Origin of the sequence: Glycomyces dulcitolivorans (genome assembly GCF_003265355.1) — a bacterium.
In the GTDB taxonomy this organism is placed as follows: domain Bacteria; phylum Actinomycetota; class Actinomycetes; order Mycobacteriales; family Micromonosporaceae; genus Glycomyces; species Glycomyces dulcitolivorans.
The window spans coordinates 60,381-79,326 of sequence record NZ_QFRW01000068.1; the positions used below are offsets into that span (position 1 = coordinate 60,381).

Below are 18,946 nucleotides of genomic sequence, written 5' to 3' on the forward strand. Positions count from 1 at the left end.
GCCGGGAGCCCGTCGGGGCGCCGGAGCGGGTGGGGGAGGGGCATGACCGCAGGATATGCAGCGCAACGGGACCGGTCAACCTGCCGGAGGACACGTGCCGACCGGCACCCCCGCCGGTGACGCCCGGCGACCGGGTCCGGCCGCGCGGCACTGTTCCCGGATCGCCTGCGTCCCTAGCGTCGAGGGCATGAACGCAACACTTCGCCTCGGTGCCGCAACCGGCGCCGCCTCCGGCATCCTCATCGCCGCCGCATCTTCAGTCGAGATCGTCACCGGCGAGATCCCTCTCACCGGCCTCGCCCTCGGCATCGCCCCCGCGCTCGGCCTGCCCCTGATCGTCGCCCTCCACCTCGCCCACAAAGGGAAAGCCCGCACCTTCGGTGTGATCGCGTACGGCCTCAACCTGGTCGGCCTCGGCCTGTTCGGCGGCGCGGCCTTCGCCCTCAACCTGGTCCTCATCCACCTCGACCCCGCCGTCACCGAAGGCCTCCCCGGGGCCGCCACGGCCGCACTCCTCGGCAGCGCCCTCGTCTTCAGCGCCGGGACGATCCTGTTCGGCATCGCGATGCTCCGCGCCGGCCTCTACCCCCGCCTGCCCGCGGCCGTGTACGCCTTCGCGTTCCCGCTCATCGCCCTGCTCGCGCCCCTGCCCGACAACCTGTTCATCAGCGCCGTGCACATCGCCAGCGGCGCGGCGCTCGTGTGGCTCGCGCACGCCGTGAACGCGAGGGCCCGCGTCAGTTCCGACGAAATCGCGTTTCGCTAGTATGTGCGGAACCGCCGCTCTCCAATGAGGGACGGTGCTTCTCCCGCGCCCGATGCCGCGTCGCCCTTCACCGGCGATTCGGCACCGCGGGGCGGGGTGGACATAATCCTGTTAGGAAGGCGACGCAGTGGCGAAGAAGACCGTGGTCACGTTGTTCGACGACATCGACGGGAGCGAGGGGGCCGAGTCGGTCGAATTCGGCCTCGACGGCTACCTGTACAGCGTCGACCTCTCCGACGCCCACGCCGAGGAGCTGCGGGACCGCCTCACCGCGTACCGCGAGTTCGGCACCGAGCTGGGCCGCTACCACGCGAGCAAGGTCGTCCCCGTCAAGAACCGGGGCACCACCTCCCGCGACGACCGCGACCGCAACCGCGACATCCGCCGCTGGGCCGAGGAGCAGAACCTCCCCGTCAAGGCCCGCGGCAAGCTCCCCGACGGCGTGGTCGCCGCCTACAACGAGGCCCACGCCTAACCGTCGGGGACGCCTCCGGTCAGCTCGCGAGGACCGCGCGCAGGGTCGCGGCGAACTCGTCGGGCTTGCCGGTCTGGCCGTACTCGCCCCCGAGGAACGCCCCGTGGTCGCCCGGGAACAGCCGCGCCTCCACCCCGATCCGCTCGGCCACGGCCCGGCCTCCGCGGGCGGCGAACGTGTCGCCCGAGTCGGCGCCGACCGCGACCACGATGCGGGTCGGGGCCGCGCGCAGCGCCTTGAAGTGGTGCTCGTGCGCCCCGCACGTGCGCATGTTCTGGCCCAGCAGGGCGTCGTCGCGCGACCCGTCGTCCTCCGTCGGGAGGCCGAACGCCGCCGGGTCCGGCGCGGGCTGCGCCAGGTACTCGTCGTTGAACGGACCGTCGTGGGAGACCAGCGCGAAGAACTTCGCCATCGCCGGACCGAAACCCGAGGCCAGGTACGTCCCGTGGATGTCCAGCATCGCGGCGTTCGCGGCCTCGCGGTCGGGCAGCGCGCTGGCCGCGGGCGGCTCGTGCGCCACGAGGGTCCGCACCAGCTCGGGGTGCTCGGCGACCAGCACGAGGGCGTTCACGGCGCCGCCGCTGCTCGCGAACACGTCCACCGGCCCGCCGACCGCCTCGATGACCCGGCGCAGGTCGTCGGCGTGCTCGACCGGCGTCGACTCGGCGCCGCCGTCGGTGCGGCGGCTGCGCTCGGACCCGCGCGGGTCGTAGGTGACCACGCGCCGCTCCGGGAAGTGCGACGCGAGCGTCGCGAAGCCCGGCGCGGCCATCGGCGAGCCGATGAGCAGCAGCGCCGGCTCGTCACCGCCGTCCTCGCCTTCGCGGACGTCGTAGTGCAGCACGGCTCCGGGCGCGTCCAGCGTGAAAGTCTTCGGCTCGGTCATGGTGTCTCCTCACTTCAAAGGGTTCCTGGGGATAGGACGAGCCTGGATCACCGGATTCATCGCCGCACGCGAATCGCTGATCACGACGTGAGGACCGCCAGCCGCTGGGTCGCGCGGGTCATCGCCACGTACCGGTCCACCGCCCCCTCGATGCCGCCGCCGAAGTCCTCCGGGTCGACGAGGACGACCAGGTCGAACTCCAGGCCCTTCGACAGCTCCGGCGTGAGCGAGCGGACCCGCGGGCGCTCCGCGAAACCCGGCGCGCCGATGACGCACGCGGTCCCCTCGGGATGCGCGGCGAGCCAGTCCTCCAGCAGCCCTTCCAGATCCGCGGCCGACCCGTGCTCGACCGGGACGCCGGATCGGCGCACCGAGGTCGGGACGTTCGCGTCCGGCAGCGCGGCCTTGATGACCACCTCGGCCTCGGCCATGACCTCCTCGGGCGTTCGGTAGTTGATGCTCAGCGAGCGGATCTCGATGCGCCCCATGCCGACCCGTTCGAGCCGCTCGGTCCACGACTCGGTGAACCCGTGGCGGGCCTGGGCGCGGTCGCCCACGATCGTGAAGCTGCGCGAGGGGCAGCGCTGGAGCAGCATCTGCCATTCGGCGTCGGTCAGCTCCTGGGCCTCGTCGGCCACGATGTGCGCGAACGGCCCCGCGAGCAGGTCGGGGTCGGCGGTCTCCAGGTCCTCGTAGTGGACGAGCGCGTCCTGGAGGTCGGCGCCCTTGAGCAGGATCATCTCCTCCACGTTCCCGTCGCCGGCTTCGAGGAGGTCCTCCACGACCTTGTCGATGACCTCGCGCTCGGAGGCGATCTCGGCCTCGCGGCGGCGGGCCTTGCGGGACGCCTCGGGGTCGCCGAGGCGCTGGCGGGCCGCGTCGAGCAGCGGGAGGTCCGAGTCGGTCCACGCGAACGGGTCCTTGCGTTGCAGGAGTTCGACTTCGGACTCCTCCAGGTGCGGGGCGCACCACGCCAGGAACGCCGGGGAGGCCCAGAAGGCCGCGACGAGGTCGGGCGGCTCGATGAGCGGCCACGCCTTGTCGAAGGCCGCCAGGAGCCCCTGGTCGCGGGCGAGGGCGCGGCGCAGCAGGTCCTCGGAGACGTCCTCGGGGAGCTTCGCGAGGATGATCTCGCCGAGCTCGCGCCACACCTGGTCGCGCGCTTCGTTGTGCGGCGTCCCGGGCCCGGCCGCGGCGAACGCCTCCGCCCAGTCCGCGGCGTTCAGGTACACGTCGCCCCAATGGGTCTCGACGCTCAGACCCCGCTTGGGCGGCTGCTCGTAGCGGCGCGCGGCGGGCTCGACCGCGGCGACCATCCGCGCATCGGCCTTGAGACGCGCGACCTCCGGGTCCGTTTCGGCTTGCGCCGCTTCGCCTTCGGGGAGGAGGTCGCGGAGCGTGCAGGTCTGGACGCCCTCCTCGCCGAGGCTCGGCAGGACGTCGGCGACGTAGGCCAGGTAGGGCTCGTGCGGGCCGACGAACAGGACGTCGCCGCGGTGGTGGCCCAGGCGCGGGTCGGTGTAGACCAGGTAGGCGGCGCGGTGGAGGGCGACGACGGTCTTGCCGGTGCCCGGCCCGCCGTCGACGACGAGCGCGCCGCTGGACCCGGCCCGGATGATGGCGTCCTGGTCGGCCTGGATGGTGCCCAGGACGTCGCGCATCCGCTCCGAACGCGTGCCGCCGAGGCTGGCGATGAACGCCGACTGGTCGTCCAGGGCCGCGTTCCCTTCGAGCCCTTCGGCAGTGAACACCTCGTCCCAGTAGTCGGTGATCCGCCCGCGCGTCCAGCGGTAGCGGCGGCGGCTCGCCAGGCCCATCGGGTTCCCGTGGGTCGCACCGAAGAACGGCTCGGCGGCCGGGGACCGCCAGTCGAGCAGCAGGCGCCGCCCGTCGGCGTCGGCGAGCCCGAGTCGTCCGATGTAGACCGTGGTCTCGCCGACGATCCTCCCCAGGCACAGGTCGAGGCCGTAGCGGCGCAGCGTGTTGAGGCGCGCGGTGAGCCGGTGGATCTCCCGGTCCCGGTCGGCCGCGTGCTGGCCGTCGAACTGGCCGAAGCCGCCCTCCGCCTTGCGGGCGGCCTCCAATCGCTCGGACAGGTCGGCGACCGCGAGCGCCAGGCTCGCCTCGATGGCCGCGAAATGCGCCTCGTCGGCGGCGATGAGCGCCGGATCGGCCTTGGCGGCCAAGCGGTCCGGCAGGTCGAAGGGACTCACGTGCGGTGCGTTCATTCAGCGGCCCCCTTCGAGCAGCAGCCGCGCGGCCCGCGCCGCACCGTCGGTGATGATCTGCGCGCCGACCTCGGCCGCCCGGGACCCGGACGCGAGCGCGGTCTCCAGCGCCGCCGCCATCGAGTCGGCCGTGGGCACCGGGCCGTCGTGGCCCGCGCCGATGCCGAGCGCCGCGACCCGCCCGGCCCAGTACGGCTGGTCCGCGATCTGCGGCACCACGACCTGCGGCACGCCCGCGACCGCGGCCTTGTGGGTCGTGCCCGCGCCGCCGTGGTGCACCACGGTCGCCATGCGCGCGAACAGCTTCCGGTGGTTGCTCTCGCCCACCGCGAAGCAGTCGTCCCCGGTGATCCCCAGGTCGGCCCACCCGCGCGAGACCACGAGCCGCCGCCCGTGGGCGCGCACCGCCGCGACCGCCGCGGCGGCCGCGTCCTTCCCCGACTGGAACGGCATCGACCCGAAGCCCACGTACACCGGCGGCTCGCCCGCGTCGAGGAACGCCTCCAGGTCCGCCGGGAGCGGCCGCTCGTCCGGCACGAACCACGCACCGGTGTGGGCGACCTCGGTCGCCGCGGCCTCGGGCCAGGGCCCCAGCAGCGGGTCGGTCGCGAGGAACGGCCGCCCGCCGAGGAGCAGGCCGCGCACGTCCTCGACCGCGCCGAGCCCCAGCTCCGCGCGGTGCGCGTTCAGGGCCGGGCCGTACAGGAACCGCAGGTTCTCCGCGTCGATGTCCCACAGCACCCGGTTGTCGGTCTCGCCCTCGGGGAACGGCCGCCCCGGGCGGGGGAGCGGGCGGTGGTGCGGCGAGGGCAGCGCGCCCGGGACGTACGCGGCGAAGTGGAAGCGGACCCCCAGCTTCTCGGCGGCGAGCGCCGCCCCGACCGGCGGCAGGCCCGCCCCGACGACGACGTCGCATCCCGCGCCCGCGCGCGCCACGGTCGCGAACTGGACGTCCACGAGCCCGGCCGCGATCNACAGCGACGGCGGCCGGTCGCCGCTGATCTTCGGCCGCACCGGCTCCCCGAGCGGCACCAGCTCGACCCCGAGGCCGTCGAGCCGGTTCTTGAACTCCTCGTCCGGCGGCGCGCACACCACCGCCTCGGCGCCCAGCGCCCGCAGCTCCGCGGCGAGTCCCGCGATCGGCTCCACGTCCCCGCGCGACCCGAAGGTCGTCATCAACACCCGCATGCCCAGCTCCCGTCTCAAGCCCAGGTGAGTTATTGTGCAGCAGGTCAGAGGGCATGTCGGCACCCCGATGCACCCTTTGCCGCGAGAGCTGCGATATAAACTGAAGTGGGAAGGAGCGATGGGCCCCTTCCCTTCGCCGTTCTCAGGGCAGACCGCTGGCACCGCACCCTCCGAAAAGAACGTTCGAGTCGCGTTCAGGCACACTCCACTTCGGGTACAGGACAAGCAGGCCGGGTTCATGCCGCCAGTGCGGCGACGGGCAGTGCACCGGCCCTCCGCCCGCCGCCGAGGAGGCCGACATGGCTACCTTCCAAGCCCTCTTCTACCTCATCGCGATCATCCTGCTCGTCATCGCGGCCCTGCCCCTGGGCGCCCGCCGCACCCGCGGCCTCGGGCTCGGCCTCCTGGCCGCCGCCTTCGCCCTCACCGCGTTCGCCGCCCCGACCATCGACGCCGCGTTCTAACCTCCCCGGCCCTGACCAGGCGAGACGCGGCGTCACCGCCGTGTCAGCGCCGTGTCAGGGCCGGCCGCCATAGTTCTGGGCATGACGAACCACAGCACTCCCTCGAACCCCTCCGCCTGGACCGGCCTGGTGCCGGTCGGCGACACCGCCCTCCACGTCACCGACACCGGCGGCGAGGGTATTCCGATCATCTACTGCAACGGCCAGTTCGCCACCCTCGGCTACTGGAAGCACACCGTCGCCGAGCTCGGGGACGGCTTCCGCCACATCAACTTCGACGAGCGCGCCCGCGGCAAGTTCTCCAAGACCTCCAGCGACTACTCGTTCGAGACCTGCGTCAGCGACGTCGACGCCGTCCTCGCCGCCCGCGGCGTGACCGGCCCCGTCGTCATCGCCGGGTGGTCCTACGGCGCCTTCGTCGCCGCGCACTGGGCCCACCGCAACCCCGAGCGCACCGTCGGCGCGGTCCTCGTCGAGGGCGCCGAGCCGCACGACTGGCTCACCGACGCCATGGAGGAGCGCATCCGCAGGCTCTTCAAGCTGCTGCGCCCCGTCACGGCCGTCCTGCGCCCCACCGGCCTGACCCCGAAGCTCAGCGCCGCGCAGCAGGCCGAGTGCAACATCGAGCTCGGCAAGATCTCCCTGGAGCGGAACCTCGGCCCCGTCATCGACGGCCTCACCGTGCCGACCCGCTACGTCCTCGCCTCGGGCGCCTCGCTCGGGTCGAAGGGCGACGAGCAGGAGGTCATCCGGGCCGCGCTCGGCAAGTTCGTGGAGCGCAACGAGCACGTCGAGATCTTCGCGAAGGTCGCCAGCAACCACGACCTGATCCTCAAGAGGGACTTCAAGGCCGTCGCCGACGCCGTCCGCGAGGTCGTCGCCGTCCGTCGCTAGGGCTCGCCGCGGACCCGGCCCGACTCGTAGGCCCACATCGCGGCCTCGACGCGGTTGCGCAGGCCGAGCTTGGTGAGGATGCCCGCGATGTGGGTCTTGACGGTGCCGAGCGACAGGAACAGCCGCTCGCCGATCTCGATGTTCGTCAGACCGGTCGCGAGGAGGGCGAGGACGTCCTCTTCGCGGCCGGTCAGCGGCGTGACCGGCTGCCGCACTCTGCGGGCCGGGCGCGAGAACTCGCCGAGCAGGCGGGCGGTGATCTGCGGCGATATGAGCGCGTCGCCGTTCGCGGCGGCGCGGATCGCCTCGCCGATGAGCTGCGGCCCGGCCTCCTTCAGCAGGAACCCCTTGGCGCCCGCCCGGAGTGCGCCGTGGACGTACTCGTCGAGGTCGAAGGTGGTGATGACGACGACCGCGACCGGGTTCGCGACCGTGGGGCCCGCGAGCAGCGAGGTCGCCTCGATCCCGTTCAGGCCCGGCATCCGGATGTCCAGCAGCGTCACGTCGGGCCGCACCCGCTGCGCGAGCCGGACCGCCGCCACCCCGTCGGCGGCCTCGCCGACCACTTCGATATCCGGCAGCGATTCGAGCAGCAGCCGCAGACCGGTGCGCACCGGCTCCTGGTCGTCGGCGACGATCACGCGGATCATGCCCTGCCTCCCAACGGAAGTGACGCGCGGAGCGTCCAGCCGCCCGCCGGATCGGGCCCGGCTTCGATCTCCCCGCCCAGCAGCGCCGCCCGCTCGGCCATGCCCTGGAGGCCGTGCCCGTCGCCCGAGTCCGGGCGCGCCGGGCCGCCGTCGTCGCGGACGAGGATGCGCGCCGCCGAATCGTCCACAGTGACTGAAACCTCGATCTTCTTGGCGCCGCGTGAATGCCGCCGCGCGTTCGTGACGCCCTCCTGCGCGATCCGGAACAGCGTCGAGGCGACGATGCTCGGGAGGTCTTCGGGCGCAACGATGTCCACCACCACAGGCGGCGGCCCCGGCGCGGCGAGGCGGGCCAGGTCGTCCAGGCCCGCGGTCGGCTTGTACGCGGCGGGCGCGCGAAGCGTCCTGACGATCGAGCGCATGTCCGTCAGCACCGCCTGCGCCTCGGTCTCGATGACCCGCAACGACTCCGCGACCTGCGCCGTGTCGGCCGGGTCGGACCCGGCGACCTGCGCGCGGATCACGATGGCCGAGACGTGGTGCGCGACCGTGTCGTGCAGGTCCCGCGCGAGCGCCTCGCGCTCCCGCGCCCGGACCGAGTCGATCCGCCGGTCCCGCGCCTCGACGCGCTCGCGCCGCAGCGCCCCGAGCAGGCAGGCCCCGCCGAGGAACGCGATCCCGGCGACGGTCTCCGTGACCGGATCGCTGCTGAGCGAGCTGGAGAACAGGAGCCCCGCCGAGATCACGATCGCGCCGACGATCCTGTCCCGCCCTGAGCCCCAGCGGAAGAGGGCGTAGGGGACCAGCATGAGCGCGAACGAGGACACGAGTGCGTTCGGTTCGATCCCCGCGATCGCGTGCGCGAGCGTGAAGGCCGTGGTCGAACCCATCATGAATGCGACGCTGCCCAGCGGCCGCGTGCGCCGCCACAGCAGGACCGGCAGGATCGCGAGCGTCACCAGGGTCGTGGCGATCGGCCATGCGAGGTCCGGCCGGAACACACCCTCGATGATTGACAGTACGGCCGCCTGGAGCACGAGTCCGGCGTCCCGCGGCCGCGGTCCGTCGGCGCCGGCCGCGCGCGGGCGCGACCACGCGGCACTGATCCGTCTGCGCACGGTCCTCATGTCGTTCACACCGCGATCGTCGCAGGCCGCCGGGCCGCTGCTCGCCGCCGGGCGATGATCCACTCCGCGAAGAGCGCGTTGATGATCCAGCCCGCGTCCATCTGGAGCAGGCGCATCATCGCGTCCGGCTCCCCGAAGATCAGCAATGCCGGGCCCGACGTGAGCACCTGCGTGCCCGCGCCCATCGCGAGCGCGTACGCGCGGATCATCCACGAGCCGTGGGCGAAGTAGTCGCGGCGCGCGACCGCGGCGACCCCGAGTACCAGGAACGCCAGCATGAGGCCGCCGACGACGTACCGCGAGGCCGCGACCGCGCCGGTGTCGGTGGGCGGCACGTCGTACGACGCGGTCATCCACAGCCCGGTCGCGGCGACGGTGAACCCGGCCGGGACCAGCAGGTACCGCCCGGCGAAGCGGTGCCACGCGTTGTGATTGCGCCGCAGGTCCGGCAGGAACTGGAAGGCGCCCACGATCGCGTAGGTCAGCGCCCCGACGATGTGCAGGACCACGGGCAGCGGCATCTGCATGAACCGCGCGTTCGCGTCCGTCTCCGTTGCGCCCGAGGCGATCTCACCGATGCGGAACGCCCCGCCGATCGAAGGGACGAGGGCGAGGAGGATGAGGCCGGCCGCGATCGTCCATTCGCGACGGCGGCGGGGAGGGGGAGTGTCCATACCGCAATCCTCGGCGCGGCCGCCTGCCCGCCGCTTCAGCCATGTGGCCGGTTCCGGCCCCTCACCGCCACCGGACGCGCAGCCGGTCCTGGCGGCCGAGGCGTTCGAGGCACGTGCCGAGGGCGTCGCGCACGTCCGCGAGCGAGGGCGCGTCCGCGGCGCTGACCATGAGCGACAAGGCCTCCGGCGCGCAGTCGAGCAGGCCCTCCCCGCCGCTGAAGCTGAGCCGGTACCCGCCGGGCAGGGCCTCGACGTGCGCCTGCCGGCTCAGGCGCTGGGCGAGCAGGTCGGCGTAGCGTCCCGCTCGGCGGGTGGCGATCGTCGCCCTCGACACGAGGACCGCGCCGTGCTCGCCGCGGAGTGTCGGTTCGGCCATGGTGCGCTGCTCCTTGTCCGCGTTGGGGTTCAGTCGGCGGCCGGTCCCGCCGGGACCGGCCGCCCTCGTCGTCGTGCGGTTCAGGCCGCGCAGGTGATGGTCGCGTCGGCCCAGTCGGCGGCGAGGCGGCCGATGCCGCCCGAGCCGTCCGACGTCGCGGTCAGGCGGACGCTGGAGGCGCCCGTCAGGTCGGCGGCCAGGGCCGCGGCCGCGTCGTCGCCGGTGAGCGCGGCGCTGGCGGCGACTTTCTCGCCGTCGGCCCAGACCTCGAAGGTGACGGCGCCCGTGCCGAAGGCGGAGTCGTCGAGGCCCACGTCGGCGGCGAACGCGCCGCACCGGCCGCCGAGGTAGTAGACGACCTCGCTGGTCGCGACCGTGCCGAGGCCCTTCTCGTACACGGTGCCGCCGATGGTGATCGGGCCGCTCGTGCCGTTGAAGCCGAGGGCCGCGGCGTCGCGCTGCACCTCCCCGGACTCGTTGACGGCGCTGACCCAGTCGACGTCGCTCAGGTACGAGGTGCCGCCGGGCGGGGGTTCGACGACGACCGCGGTGAGCACGAGGTCCCGTTCCACCCGCTTTCCTTTCGACTTGTACTCCAAGGTCACCGTGATCTCGTAGGCCCCGGGTGCGGCGCCGTCGGGCGCGGTCACCTCCCATTCGGTGGTGAACGTCCTGCCGCTCTTGAGGGTGCGGGCGCGGGTGTCGGTCGTCGCGTCCACGTCCCAGCCGCGCGGGGCGTCGACGTCGACCGAGACGGACTCGACCGTGGTGCGGCCGTTGTTGACCGCGGTCGCGGTGAGCGCGGCGGCGTCGCCGGCCTCGACCTGGCCGAGGTCGGACCCGCCGACCTGGACGTCGGCCGGGCTGCTCCCCGCGTGCGAGGCGGCGACCTTGTACACGACGGTGCCGTGCGCGGGGACGGTCGCCGCGATCGTCCCGGCGGTCTCGTACGTCTCGTGCTCCCAGAGGTCCCGGATCTGGTAGGACCCGCTGCGGCGCAGGCCGATCGCGTCGGCGTCGGTGGCGATCGTCTGCGCGGCGCCCGTCTCGTTGAACAGCGCCACGGCGTAGCTCCCGTCGGCGAGCCGCTTCTTCAGCACCCACAGTCCGTCCTCAGGGGACACGACCGCGGCCTGCTCGCCGAGCCGGTCCTGGTCGACCGCGATGACCTCCTCGTTGCCGAGGATCTCGTAGGTCGCGTCGGTGGCGTCGCGCAGGTCGGTGCCGATGAGCAGCGGCGCGGCCATCATCGCCCAGAGGCTGAAGTGGCTGCGGTACTCCGTGTCGGTCATGCCGCCGTTGCCGACCTGGAGCATGTCGGGGTCGTTCCACCCGCCGGGCCCGGCGTACTCGGCGAGCTCCACATTGTCCTTGAAGATCGACAGCATGGAGCCGTACGAGTCGCTGATGTCGAAGGTGGTGCGCCACAGGTCGCCGCCGACCTCCTCGGCCCAGCCCGACCACGGCTCGTTGTCGCCCCATTCGCAGATGCTGTAGACGATGTCGCGGCCGGTGGCCTCCAGCGCGTCGCCCATGGCGGCGTAGCGCTCCTCGGCGGGGACGCCCTGGTTGTTGCAGTTGTCGTACTTGAGGTAGTCGACGCCCCAGTCGGCGAACTGCTGCGCGTCGCTCGCCTCGTGCCCGAGCGAGCCGGGCATGTCGCCGCTGCACGTCCGCGTGCCGGCGCTGGTGTAGACCCCGAACTTCAGGCCCTTGGAGTGGATGTAGTCGGCGAGCGCCTCGAAGCCGCTCGGGAAGCGCTCGGCGTTGACGACGAGCTTGCCGTTTTCGTCCCGGTCGTACTCGGCCCAGCAGTCGTCGAGGTTGATGTACTCGTATCCGGCGTCTTTGAGTCCCTTCTCGACGAAGAGGTCGGCGATGCCCATGATCATGTCTTCGTTGAAGTCCTCGCCGCACTGCGTGGCGTTCCAGTTGTTGAAGCCCATCGGCGGGGTGTCCGCCGCGGTGTCGGGCTGCCCGCCGCCGGGTTCCGGCTTTGCGGCGGCGGGCCCCGCCGCCAGGGCCGCCGCCGCGAGTGCCAGTGCGACCGCGGCCGCCAGTCTCCGGTGCGGACTACGTTGCGGGCGTGAGGGATTCGGGGTTCTCATCGCTGCCTCCTTGCAGACGCTGATCGCATGTCAAGTGCAGACATGCATATGCGTCGACGTTAGAACACGGTGAGATCTGTTGGAAAGCGTGTAAACGCTAGCCTTAATGTTTATGAGGAAACTTTGAGGTTGGGACCCAAGGGGCAGGGAGGCACTGTCGGGCACGCGGCGGGCCTCTTGTTAGGCAGGCCTAAGTTCATGTAGGCTCAGCTAACTCATGGCCCCCGACGGAAGGAGTCGCCATGCGCCCATCGGCGGCGGAGACGGCTCGCACGCTGGCGCGCGGCCGGCTGCCCGGTCTCGTGCGCTTCGACGACGGGGTCGCGGTCACCGGCGTCCAGCACGCGACGGACCGCCGCGGGCGCCCGCTGCTGCTGGCCCCGGCGGGCGAGGAGCTCGCGACCCGTCTCCAGGGGCGGGAGGCGCCACGCGTGTCGCTGAGCGTCGACGACGTGCCGCCGCGCCTCGGCGCCCCGAGCCTGGGCCGCGTCCGCGTGGTCGGCGACCTGCTCCCGGTGCCCGAGGACGACGTGCGCGAGGCCGTCCTCGAATACGCCCAGTCGATTCCCGACCCGGACCTCTTCGACGTCGGCGAAGGGGTCGCGATCCTGCGGCTCGCGCCCGACCGCGTGACGCTCAACCGCGGCGGCACCACCGACCTGGTCGACCTGACCGCTTACGCCGCAGCCGAACCCGACCCGCTCCAGGAGTGCGAGGAGGACCTGCTCGCGGACCTCTCCGACCACCACACGGCCCAGCTGGAGGGCTACCTGTGCCGCCTGCTCGGCGAGGCGACCGCGTTCGCCGACGGGCCGCCGCAGGTGATGCGGCTCGACCGGTACGGCTTCGTCGTGGACCTCGGCGAGCGCTCCGGCGAACTCGGCCGCGGCCGCTGGGTGCGCCTGGAGTTCGCGCGGGCCGTGAAGAGCCAGCACGACCTCGCGCACCTGATGCACCCGATCCTGTGCGCCCGCAACCACTGCGGCGAAAACGAATGAGGCCGGGCCCGCCTCACGGACGGGCCCGGCGCTTCAACTGATCGCTAGTCGCATTCCCAGGTGACGGCCTTCAGGATGTGGTTCCCGAACTCGTCCTCCCCGGCGAACACCTGGCCCGCGGCCAGCTCGCCGTCCTCGCTGATCGAGGTGGCGTTGTCGCCGAACCAGTTCTCGGCCGGGTCGACCAGGCCGGGAAGCTCGACGAGCTCGCCGTCCTCGTCCTGGAGCGCGGCGACCGGGTCGACCGAGCCGGAGGCGGTCCCGTCCTCGTTGATGCCCACCGAGTAGTTCAGGTCGAGCACCTCGACGGTGCCGTCCTCAAGGTTCCAGCGGACCGCGTTCTCCGAATCGGAGGTGAGCAGGTAGCCGACCGCCCAGTCGCCGGCGACGTCGCTGGCGTAGAACGCCGCGACGGTCTCGGGGTCGATGCCCTCGGGCAGCGGCAGCTCCTCGCCGGTCCCGTCCGGGTGCCACACGTACGGCTTGCCCTCGAAATCGCCTCCGGCGGAGCCGACGATCGTGCCGTCCTCGTCGATGGCGGTCGCGCCGCCCCCGGTCGCGCCTTCGGGCAGCGGCAGCTCGACGGGCTTGACCTGGCCCGGCAGCCACTTCACCGGCTTGAACGGGCCCTGGCCGGTGGTGCCGACGATGACGCCGTCGTCGTTGACCCCGGTCGCGGCGCCCCCGTCGTTGGCGGCCAGCTCCCTGACCTCGCCGTCCTCGAAGACGTACGGCAGGTTGCCCTCCCCGACCCAGCCGGACCCGACCGCGAGGCCGTCCGCGTTGACGTCGTTGAGCGACTGGTCCAGGCCCGGGATCGGGACCTCGGTGACCTCGCCGTCCTCGTACAGCAGCGGGTAGCGCTCGTCGCCGTCGAGCCCGGCCGGGTAGGCGCGGTAGGCGATGACCGAGCCGTCGGCGCTCATGCCGGTGACGATGCTGAAGTACAGGCCCTCGGGCATCGGCAGCTCCTGGAGGACGCACTCCTCGCCCCCACTCGGCGCTGCCGCCGCGCCCTGGACCGGCAGGGTCGCGGCCGCCGCTGCGGCTATCGCGACCATCGCGCCGCCGGCGAGGAACGCCCGCGGGCGCCTGGGGACTTGCTCGTTCGTGTTCGACTTCGTGTGCGACACGGTGCCGTCCTTTCGTAACGATCCCGGGGCGGCAGCCCCGGACCCCCCAAGTACGCGCGCCCGAGTGCCATGCGTTGCAACGAATCTCGCAAAAACGAAGTAACCGCCCCGCCACACCGGCGTACGCGGTGGCACCGCCAGGCCAGAATGCACCCGACCGACACGCATCCCGAAGAGGAGCCGAAATGGCCGCCGAAGACCAAAAACGGCCGCACCCCGCCGTAACAGCGGTGCTCCTGACAGTGGTCATCGGAATCCTCCTCGCGTTCCCGGTCGCCCTGTACGCCAACGTCGTGGCCATGATCGACGGCTACCGCGCCTCCCACGGCCAGGCCGGCGTCCCCGGCACCGCCGTCGTCGAAAGTGAGCACAACGGCCGCGGCGAACAGGTCTGCACCGGCGTCTTCACCCCCGCCGGCGGCGGCCCCACCGTCGAGACCCGCATCGAGGTCACCGGCGACTGCCTGATCGGCCAGCAGGTCGACGCCCGCCTCATGGAAGGCCGCCCCTCCCCGTTCATCGGCTACGACGACCCCCGCGCCTGGGAGGCCGGCTCCGGCGACTGGGCGATGTACCTCCCCCTCGTCATCCTCTTCGGCCTCCTCAGCCTGCCGATCCTCCTCCTGCTCGCCATGATCGCCAAGCGCCTCCTCCGCGGCAAGACCCCGCCCGAACTCTGACCCCCGCCACAGAGCAGAAGTGCTGTACCCTTGCTGAGGCCGCGTTGCGGCCGGAACGGGACGTGGCGCAGCTTGGTAGCGCACTCGCTTTGGGAGTGAGGGGTCGCAGGTTCGAATCCTGTCGTCCCGACAGAAAACCAGTGGTCAGGAGGGCTTCCCGAAACTCAGGAAACCCGACTGACCGGCTCATGCTGGTCACGTGCTGGTCTGATGAACCAGGATCCCCCGGCACGCTGGCCGACGAAAGCCCCTCCGATAGTGACCTCAGTCACTCACTGGATGCTCGTTTGCGGTTTGCTTGAGCCGCTTCGTGTTCCTCCAGGCGCAGCCCGACAAATTCGTTCCGGCGGGTCGATCCCACTTGCGAGACATGAGAAAGGCCCCGGCGTCCTGCCGGGGCCGCGGCGCAGTGTGCAAGGTCAGTTGCCGGCGGCGTTGTACTCCTCGATGATCGCTTGCGGGATGCGTCCACGCGGCGAGACCTTCTTGCCGTTTCGTTCGGCCCACTCCCGGATCGCCTTGTTGTGGTCCCGATCGCCGGACCGGCGGCGCGGAGCTACTGCTTGCCGAACGGGTCCACGCGCGGCCCCGAGGCTATAGCGACCCAGTCGGGTGCCCGCCTCCTGGAACTTCTCCAGCGCATCCCGCAGCTCCTTGGCGTGCACATCCGAGAGGTCGATCTCGTACGCCTGACCATCCAAAGCGAACTTGACGGTCTCGTCGGCCTTGCCGCCATCGATGTCATCGATGAGAACGACCTGTGTCTTTCTCGCCATGTTCACTCCTAATTGCTTATTGAATGCCGCTGTCACTAGAGGGTTGCCATAAGTGATGCAAATATGGAAGTCCAGCGGAGGTACTCGCACCGATTGGAAAGCGTACAGTGTGAGCCGGTGGTGCAAAGTGGCTGGGACGTCTTAGGTCGGCTCTGAGATGGACAGGCGATGTCTCCGTAGGCTCTGACGCTGATGGCTTGAGGCGCGGTCTTCCATCCGGGGGTGGCGGGCACCTGGATCCGGTCTCGAGCGAGGACTACGTGGTCATTTTTTGACGTAGCAGTCGACATAGTGCTCGCCGTGGAATTGCGTTTGCTCGTGATGGCTGTTGGCTCGGCTGGTCAGGGCGTGGGTGAAGGTCCGTGATATCGGTAATGGTGTGATTCCGATGAATGGCAGTGGCCTGTAGGGGTTTCGGGAGTTGTACCTGGTGGCTTTGGCGAGGTTGTCGACCCCGGCAAGGCGGAGTCCGCCGATGGCGAGATTGCGGAAGCTGGCCATCGCGCGGGGCGCGTTCCCGGTTCTGAGCCGGGAGGCGTCTTCGCGGAAGGTGGTGTCCCTGACCAGGTGGTGGCGGTTCTCGATGGCCCAATGCCGACGAACGAGCGCTGCGATGTCGGCTGGAGAGGCCTGGTGGACTTCCAGGCTGGTGACTGCGTAGACCGTCTCGCGTGACCGCTTCTCGCCGTCGACCTGGCGGCGGCGGTGGAGCTTGATGGCGGTGACCGCGCCGGGGAAGGGTAGTCCTCCGGCCGCGGGATCGATCCCGCAGACCTTGACCGATCGGGACTCGCTTCGGCCGTGTCCGGTCTCCGCCGCTTGCGCTCCGCGGCCCACCTCGCTCCAAGGCAGGCCCTTGAGCTGCCGATACAAGTGCTTCTGGTTTGCCTTCACGATGGCGGCGTAATGGGCGCCTTTGACATCGACGAGCCAGGCAGCCTGGGCTTTCACGGTGTGGAGCGCATCGAAGGTCACGACCGTGCCGGCCAGGTCCATCCAGGCGAGCAGTCCCTTGAACTCGCCGGTCTCGTTGGTCTTCGACCCGACATTGCGCTGCGCGAGAGTCACCGCCGCATCCTGGTCGACCGCGGAAAGCAGATGCACGCGTCTGCCCTCACGGTTCCTGGAGCCGCGCAGGGTCTTCCCATCGACCGCGACCGCCCGCAGGCCCGGCGCTCGCTCGCCATCGCCTGCCGGTGCGGCGCGGCGAGCGGTCAGCCAGGCGCAAACGGCCCGGTCGAGTGCGTCGCCGTCGATCCGGGCCAGGACCGAGGTCAGGCACCTGCGCGAGGGCGACCGCCTGCGCCCGAGCGGGTGGCGGCGGATACCGAGTGCGGCGAGCACCTCAGCGGGGGCGTCGGTAGCCCACTCGCAGATCGCCTCGACCGTGACCGACCCGGCAACCACCGCAGCCGCGCACAGCGCCAGCAGGCTCGTCAGGGAGTACCAGCGGCCGCACCGTCCACGCGGGTCGGGCACCCAAGAAAGGTATCGGCGTAGGTCGGGGACCTCGTCGAGATTGATCTCGCCCAGGTTCGTGAAAGCATCGGCGATGGAAGAGGATAGTGGAGCCGGCACGGTTCTCCTTGGTGTTCAACAGGATTCAGCACCCAAATGATCACCCGGGCCGTGCCCGCGTCGTCATTGCACCCAGGCGAACCCGCCATCACAAGCCCGACATACGCGACTCTCGCCGTGCCCTGTCGGGGTGGTCCGCCGCGTCCGCGATCAGCAGAGAATCTCGCGGCCGTCCCCTGGGTCCTTGCCCTCTGGCGAGATCTTGCAAGCCCCGTAGTCCTCCCAAAACCACTCCTCGGGAAGTGTCAGGCGGAGCGTGCACGCGAGGATGAGCAGGCCGATCAGCACGGCGAAGGCGATCATCACCCAGCGCGCGATTCGCTGGGGCCACTTCCTCGGATGGGTCACGACCCCGACAATAACGGGGACGGCTTCCCACGTGGGTCCGCCCGAGACGGGGAACACGAGCGCGACTCGCTTGAATCCTGATAAACCCGAATCCACAAAGGGGCAATTCGGTTATACCGGGAACTCACCCACGCCCTGCTCGGCTGGTGGAGATGATCTGGCCGTGGATCATGTCGCGCCGCTTCGCCTCATCTCCGCGGTTGAGCACCTTCCACTTGACCTCGTAGGGCTCGGGCACGTCGTAGTCCTCGATGATGAAGTCGAGGTTCTTCTGCGGCGGGAGCAGCGTGCGGTTCTTGAGCATGTTTCGGAGTCGATCGGGACTGAATCTGTTCTGGGTGACGGTGCAGTCGATCCTGACCCCGTATCTGATGTCGACCGGGAAGCTGTCCTCGATGAACTCCTCAGTCCTCTTGTAGGTGGGGGCCTACGGTGCGGCTTCGGTCGTCGTCGAGGCAGGGATCGGCTTTCCGAAGACGGCCTTCCACTTCTTCTTCGCAATGGCAAGACCATTCTCCGTGAAGCCGAATCCCGCAAATGCGCCAGACGGGTGTCAACGGAGGTGCCAGATGGCCTGTCCGACGAGGTTGCGGCGGTTTCAAGCGGCCGCCACGTCCGGCGGCCGCGGTCATGCCTTCTTGACGACGCTCGATTTGAGTTGCATGGCGCCGATGCCGGGCACCTTGCAGTCGATGTCGTGGCCGTCCACGCCGTCGACCAGGCGGATGCCGCGGACCTTGGTGCCGACCTTGATTCCGGTGGGACTGCCCTTGACCTTGAGGTCCTTGATGACGGTGACCGTGTCGCCGTCGGAGAGGACGTTGCCGACGGCGTCCTTGACCACCCGCTCCGCTGCCGTGGCGGCGACCGCGGAGGCGGCGGGGTTCCACTCGTGTCCGCACTCGGGGCACACCAGGAGCGGCCCCATCTCGTACGTGTACGCGCAGGAGCACTCGGGGCACGGCGGCAGGTTCTGGTCCATGCCCGGGAGTTTAGGCAGGACCAGCAGGTCGCACGTTCGGTTCGCGCACTGGCCGTGACGAGTGCCCCAACGGACGGGCCCGCCTGTGGATGATGAATTGCAGAGTTCTTCAATTGATCATTTAAGTGAGCGAATGGGGTCGGCCATGGCGGTGCCGCTGTACCAGGCGAAGGCGGAGTTCTTTCGGATGCTGGGGCATCCGGTGCGCATCCGCGTGCTCGAACTCCTCGGGGAGGGGCCGAAGCAGGTCCGCGAGCTGCTCACGGACACCGGTGTCGAGGCCTCCAGCCTGTCGCAGCAGCTGGCGGTGCTGCGCCGCGCCGGGATCGTGGCCTCTGCCCGGGAGGGCTCGACGGTCACCTACGCCCTGGCGGGACCGGACGTCGCCGACCTGATGCTCGCGGCCCGGCGCATTCTCACCGAGATGCTCGCCGGACAAGTTGAGCTCCTGGACGAACTGCGCGAGTCCGCGGTGTCGCGGGCGCGGTCGTGAGCGTCCGCAGTCGGGTTCGCGCCGCCTGGGGCCGCGTCGCGGAGCTCCTGCCCGGCCGGGCCGACCTCGCCGCCGTCCGGCGCTCGCCCGGCCGGGACCTCCTCGCCGGGGCCACCGTCGCG

Annotated in this window: 20 protein-coding genes, 1 tRNA gene and 1 pseudogene; 8 read left to right on the forward strand and 14 right to left on the reverse strand. The window is 70.9% G+C overall.

The genetic code is table 11. From position 1 onward, the window contains the following. Window positions 1-187: 187 nt before the first annotated feature. Window positions 188-766, forward strand: coding sequence for a hypothetical protein (locus tag DI269_RS05290; RefSeq protein WP_112134064.1), 579 nt, complete (start codon window positions 188-190; stop codon window positions 764-766). A gap of 127 nt (window positions 767-893) precedes the next feature. Next, window positions 894-1,241 carry a histone-like nucleoid-structuring protein Lsr2 gene (locus DI269_RS05295; protein WP_112134065.1) on the forward strand — a complete coding sequence of 116 codons (348 nt, stop codon included), beginning with the start codon at window positions 894-896 and terminating at the stop codon, window positions 1,239-1,241. 19 nt (window positions 1,242-1,260) lie between these two features. Here DI269_RS05295 and DI269_RS05300 read toward each other — a convergent pair whose 3' ends face one another. The 3 genes from DI269_RS05300 to DI269_RS28755 all read right to left on the reverse strand — a co-directional run bounded on the left by DI269_RS05300 (window position 1,261) and on the right by DI269_RS28755 (window position 5,783). Next, window positions 1,261-2,127 (reverse strand): alpha/beta fold hydrolase, encoded by an 867-nt coding sequence (locus DI269_RS05300; protein WP_112134066.1) that lies wholly within the window; start codon window positions 2,125-2,127, stop codon window positions 1,261-1,263. Window positions 2,128-2,207: 80 nt separating this feature from the next. Further along, window positions 2,208-4,355, reverse strand: coding sequence for an RNA polymerase recycling motor ATPase HelR (gene helR, locus DI269_RS05305; RefSeq protein WP_112134067.1), 2,148 nt, complete (start codon window positions 4,353-4,355; stop codon window positions 2,208-2,210). Next, entirely contained in the window at window positions 4,356-5,783 is a 1,428-nt protein-coding gene (locus DI269_RS28755; protein ID WP_456298700.1) for a glycosyltransferase, read from the reverse strand. A 59-nt stretch (window positions 5,784-5,842) separates the two neighbouring features. On the opposite strand from DI269_RS28755, the gene DI269_RS27640 reads away from it, so the two are divergent. Both DI269_RS27640 and DI269_RS05315 read left to right on the forward strand, forming a co-directional pair. Continuing rightward, complete coding sequence (locus DI269_RS27640) at window positions 5,843-6,007, forward strand: hypothetical protein (protein ID WP_198667172.1); 165 nt, start codon at window positions 5,843-5,845, stop codon at window positions 6,005-6,007. Window positions 6,008-6,088: 81 nt separating this feature from the next. Next, a complete protein-coding gene (locus DI269_RS05315; protein ID WP_112134069.1) occupies window positions 6,089-6,901 on the forward strand; it encodes an alpha/beta fold hydrolase in 813 nt (270 codons plus the stop codon). Here the strand turns inward: DI269_RS05315 and DI269_RS05320 are convergent. The 5 genes from DI269_RS05320 to DI269_RS05340 all read right to left on the reverse strand — a co-directional run bounded on the left by DI269_RS05320 (window position 6,898) and on the right by DI269_RS05340 (window position 11,836). Beyond that, window positions 6,898-7,551, reverse strand: a complete 654-nt coding sequence (locus DI269_RS05320) for a response regulator (RefSeq protein ID WP_112134070.1) — start codon at window positions 7,549-7,551, stop codon at window positions 6,898-6,900. The two genes, DI269_RS05315 and DI269_RS05320, sit on opposite strands and share 4 nt — an antisense overlap. Beyond that, complete coding sequence (locus DI269_RS05325; protein WP_232822635.1) at window positions 7,548-8,678, reverse strand: sensor histidine kinase; 1,131 nt, start codon at window positions 8,676-8,678, stop codon at window positions 7,548-7,550. Before DI269_RS05325 ends, DI269_RS05320 begins: the two co-directional genes overlap by 4 nt. Before the next feature lie 5 nt (window positions 8,679-8,683). After that, entirely contained in the window at window positions 8,684-9,352 is a 669-nt protein-coding gene (locus DI269_RS05330) for a DUF2306 domain-containing protein (RefSeq protein ID WP_112134072.1), read from the reverse strand. Window positions 9,353-9,413: 61 nt separating this feature from the next. After that, a complete protein-coding gene (locus DI269_RS05335) occupies window positions 9,414-9,728 on the reverse strand; it encodes a DUF2218 domain-containing protein (protein ID WP_112134073.1) in 315 nt (104 codons plus the stop codon). A gap of 80 nt (window positions 9,729-9,808) precedes the next feature. Next, on the reverse strand, window positions 9,809-11,836 hold the full coding sequence (locus DI269_RS05340; protein WP_112134074.1) for an NPCBM/NEW2 domain-containing protein: 2,028 nt from the start codon (window positions 11,834-11,836) through the stop codon (window positions 9,809-9,811). A gap of 242 nt (window positions 11,837-12,078) precedes the next feature. On the opposite strand from DI269_RS05340, the gene DI269_RS05345 reads away from it, so the two are divergent. Then, window positions 12,079-12,834 carry a DUF2470 domain-containing protein gene (locus DI269_RS05345; RefSeq protein WP_112134075.1) on the forward strand — a complete coding sequence of 252 codons (756 nt, stop codon included), beginning with the start codon at window positions 12,079-12,081 and terminating at the stop codon, window positions 12,832-12,834. Window positions 12,835-12,878: 44 nt separating this feature from the next. Here the strand turns inward: DI269_RS05345 and DI269_RS05350 are convergent, their stop codons facing one another. Then, a complete protein-coding gene (locus DI269_RS05350) occupies window positions 12,879-13,967 on the reverse strand; it encodes a hypothetical protein (protein ID WP_112134076.1) in 1,089 nt (362 codons plus the stop codon). A 185-nt stretch (window positions 13,968-14,152) separates the two neighbouring features. Here DI269_RS05350 and DI269_RS05355 point away from each other — a divergent pair, with 185 nt between their 5' ends. Both DI269_RS05355 and DI269_RS05360 read left to right on the forward strand, forming a co-directional pair. Further along, window positions 14,153-14,647 (forward strand): hypothetical protein, encoded by a 495-nt coding sequence (locus tag DI269_RS05355; protein ID WP_157974774.1) that lies wholly within the window; start codon window positions 14,153-14,155, stop codon window positions 14,645-14,647. Window positions 14,648-14,703: 56 nt separating this feature from the next. Beyond that, window positions 14,704-14,777, forward strand: a tRNA-Pro gene (locus DI269_RS05360). Between the two features lie 289 nt (window positions 14,778-15,066). Here DI269_RS05360 and DI269_RS05365 read toward each other — a convergent pair. The 5 genes and pseudogenes from DI269_RS05365 to DI269_RS05385 form a co-directional block, all read right to left on the reverse strand. Next, on the reverse strand, window positions 15,067-15,423 hold the full coding sequence (locus DI269_RS05365) for a histone-like nucleoid-structuring protein Lsr2 (RefSeq protein ID WP_112134078.1): 357 nt from the start codon (window positions 15,421-15,423) through the stop codon (window positions 15,067-15,069). Between the two features lie 264 nt (window positions 15,424-15,687). Further along, window positions 15,688-17,001: an ISAs1 family transposase gene (locus DI269_RS05370; RefSeq protein ID WP_198667173.1), complete on the reverse strand. Its 1,314-nt coding sequence runs from the start codon at window positions 16,999-17,001 to the stop codon at window positions 15,688-15,690. 150 nt (window positions 17,002-17,151) lie between these two features. Then, window positions 17,152-17,349, reverse strand: a complete 198-nt coding sequence (locus DI269_RS05375; protein ID WP_157974775.1) for a hypothetical protein — start codon at window positions 17,347-17,349, stop codon at window positions 17,152-17,154. Window positions 17,350-17,473: 124 nt separating this feature from the next. After that, window positions 17,474-17,749: pseudogene (locus DI269_RS05380) on the reverse strand (nucleotide-binding domain-containing protein); the annotation flags it as partial. 228 nt (window positions 17,750-17,977) lie between these two features. After that, the gene (locus DI269_RS05385; protein ID WP_112134081.1) at window positions 17,978-18,331 is read right to left on the reverse strand and encodes a zinc ribbon domain-containing protein YjdM; all 354 of its coding nucleotides are present in this window, start codon (window positions 18,329-18,331) and stop codon (window positions 17,978-17,980) included. Between the two features lie 145 nt (window positions 18,332-18,476). Here DI269_RS05385 and DI269_RS05390 point away from each other — a divergent pair, with 145 nt between their 5' ends. After that, window positions 18,477-18,824 carry an ArsR/SmtB family transcription factor gene (locus DI269_RS05390; RefSeq protein ID WP_112134091.1) on the forward strand — a complete coding sequence of 116 codons (348 nt, stop codon included), beginning with the start codon at window positions 18,477-18,479 and terminating at the stop codon, window positions 18,822-18,824. Window positions 18,825-18,946 lie beyond the last annotated feature (122 nt).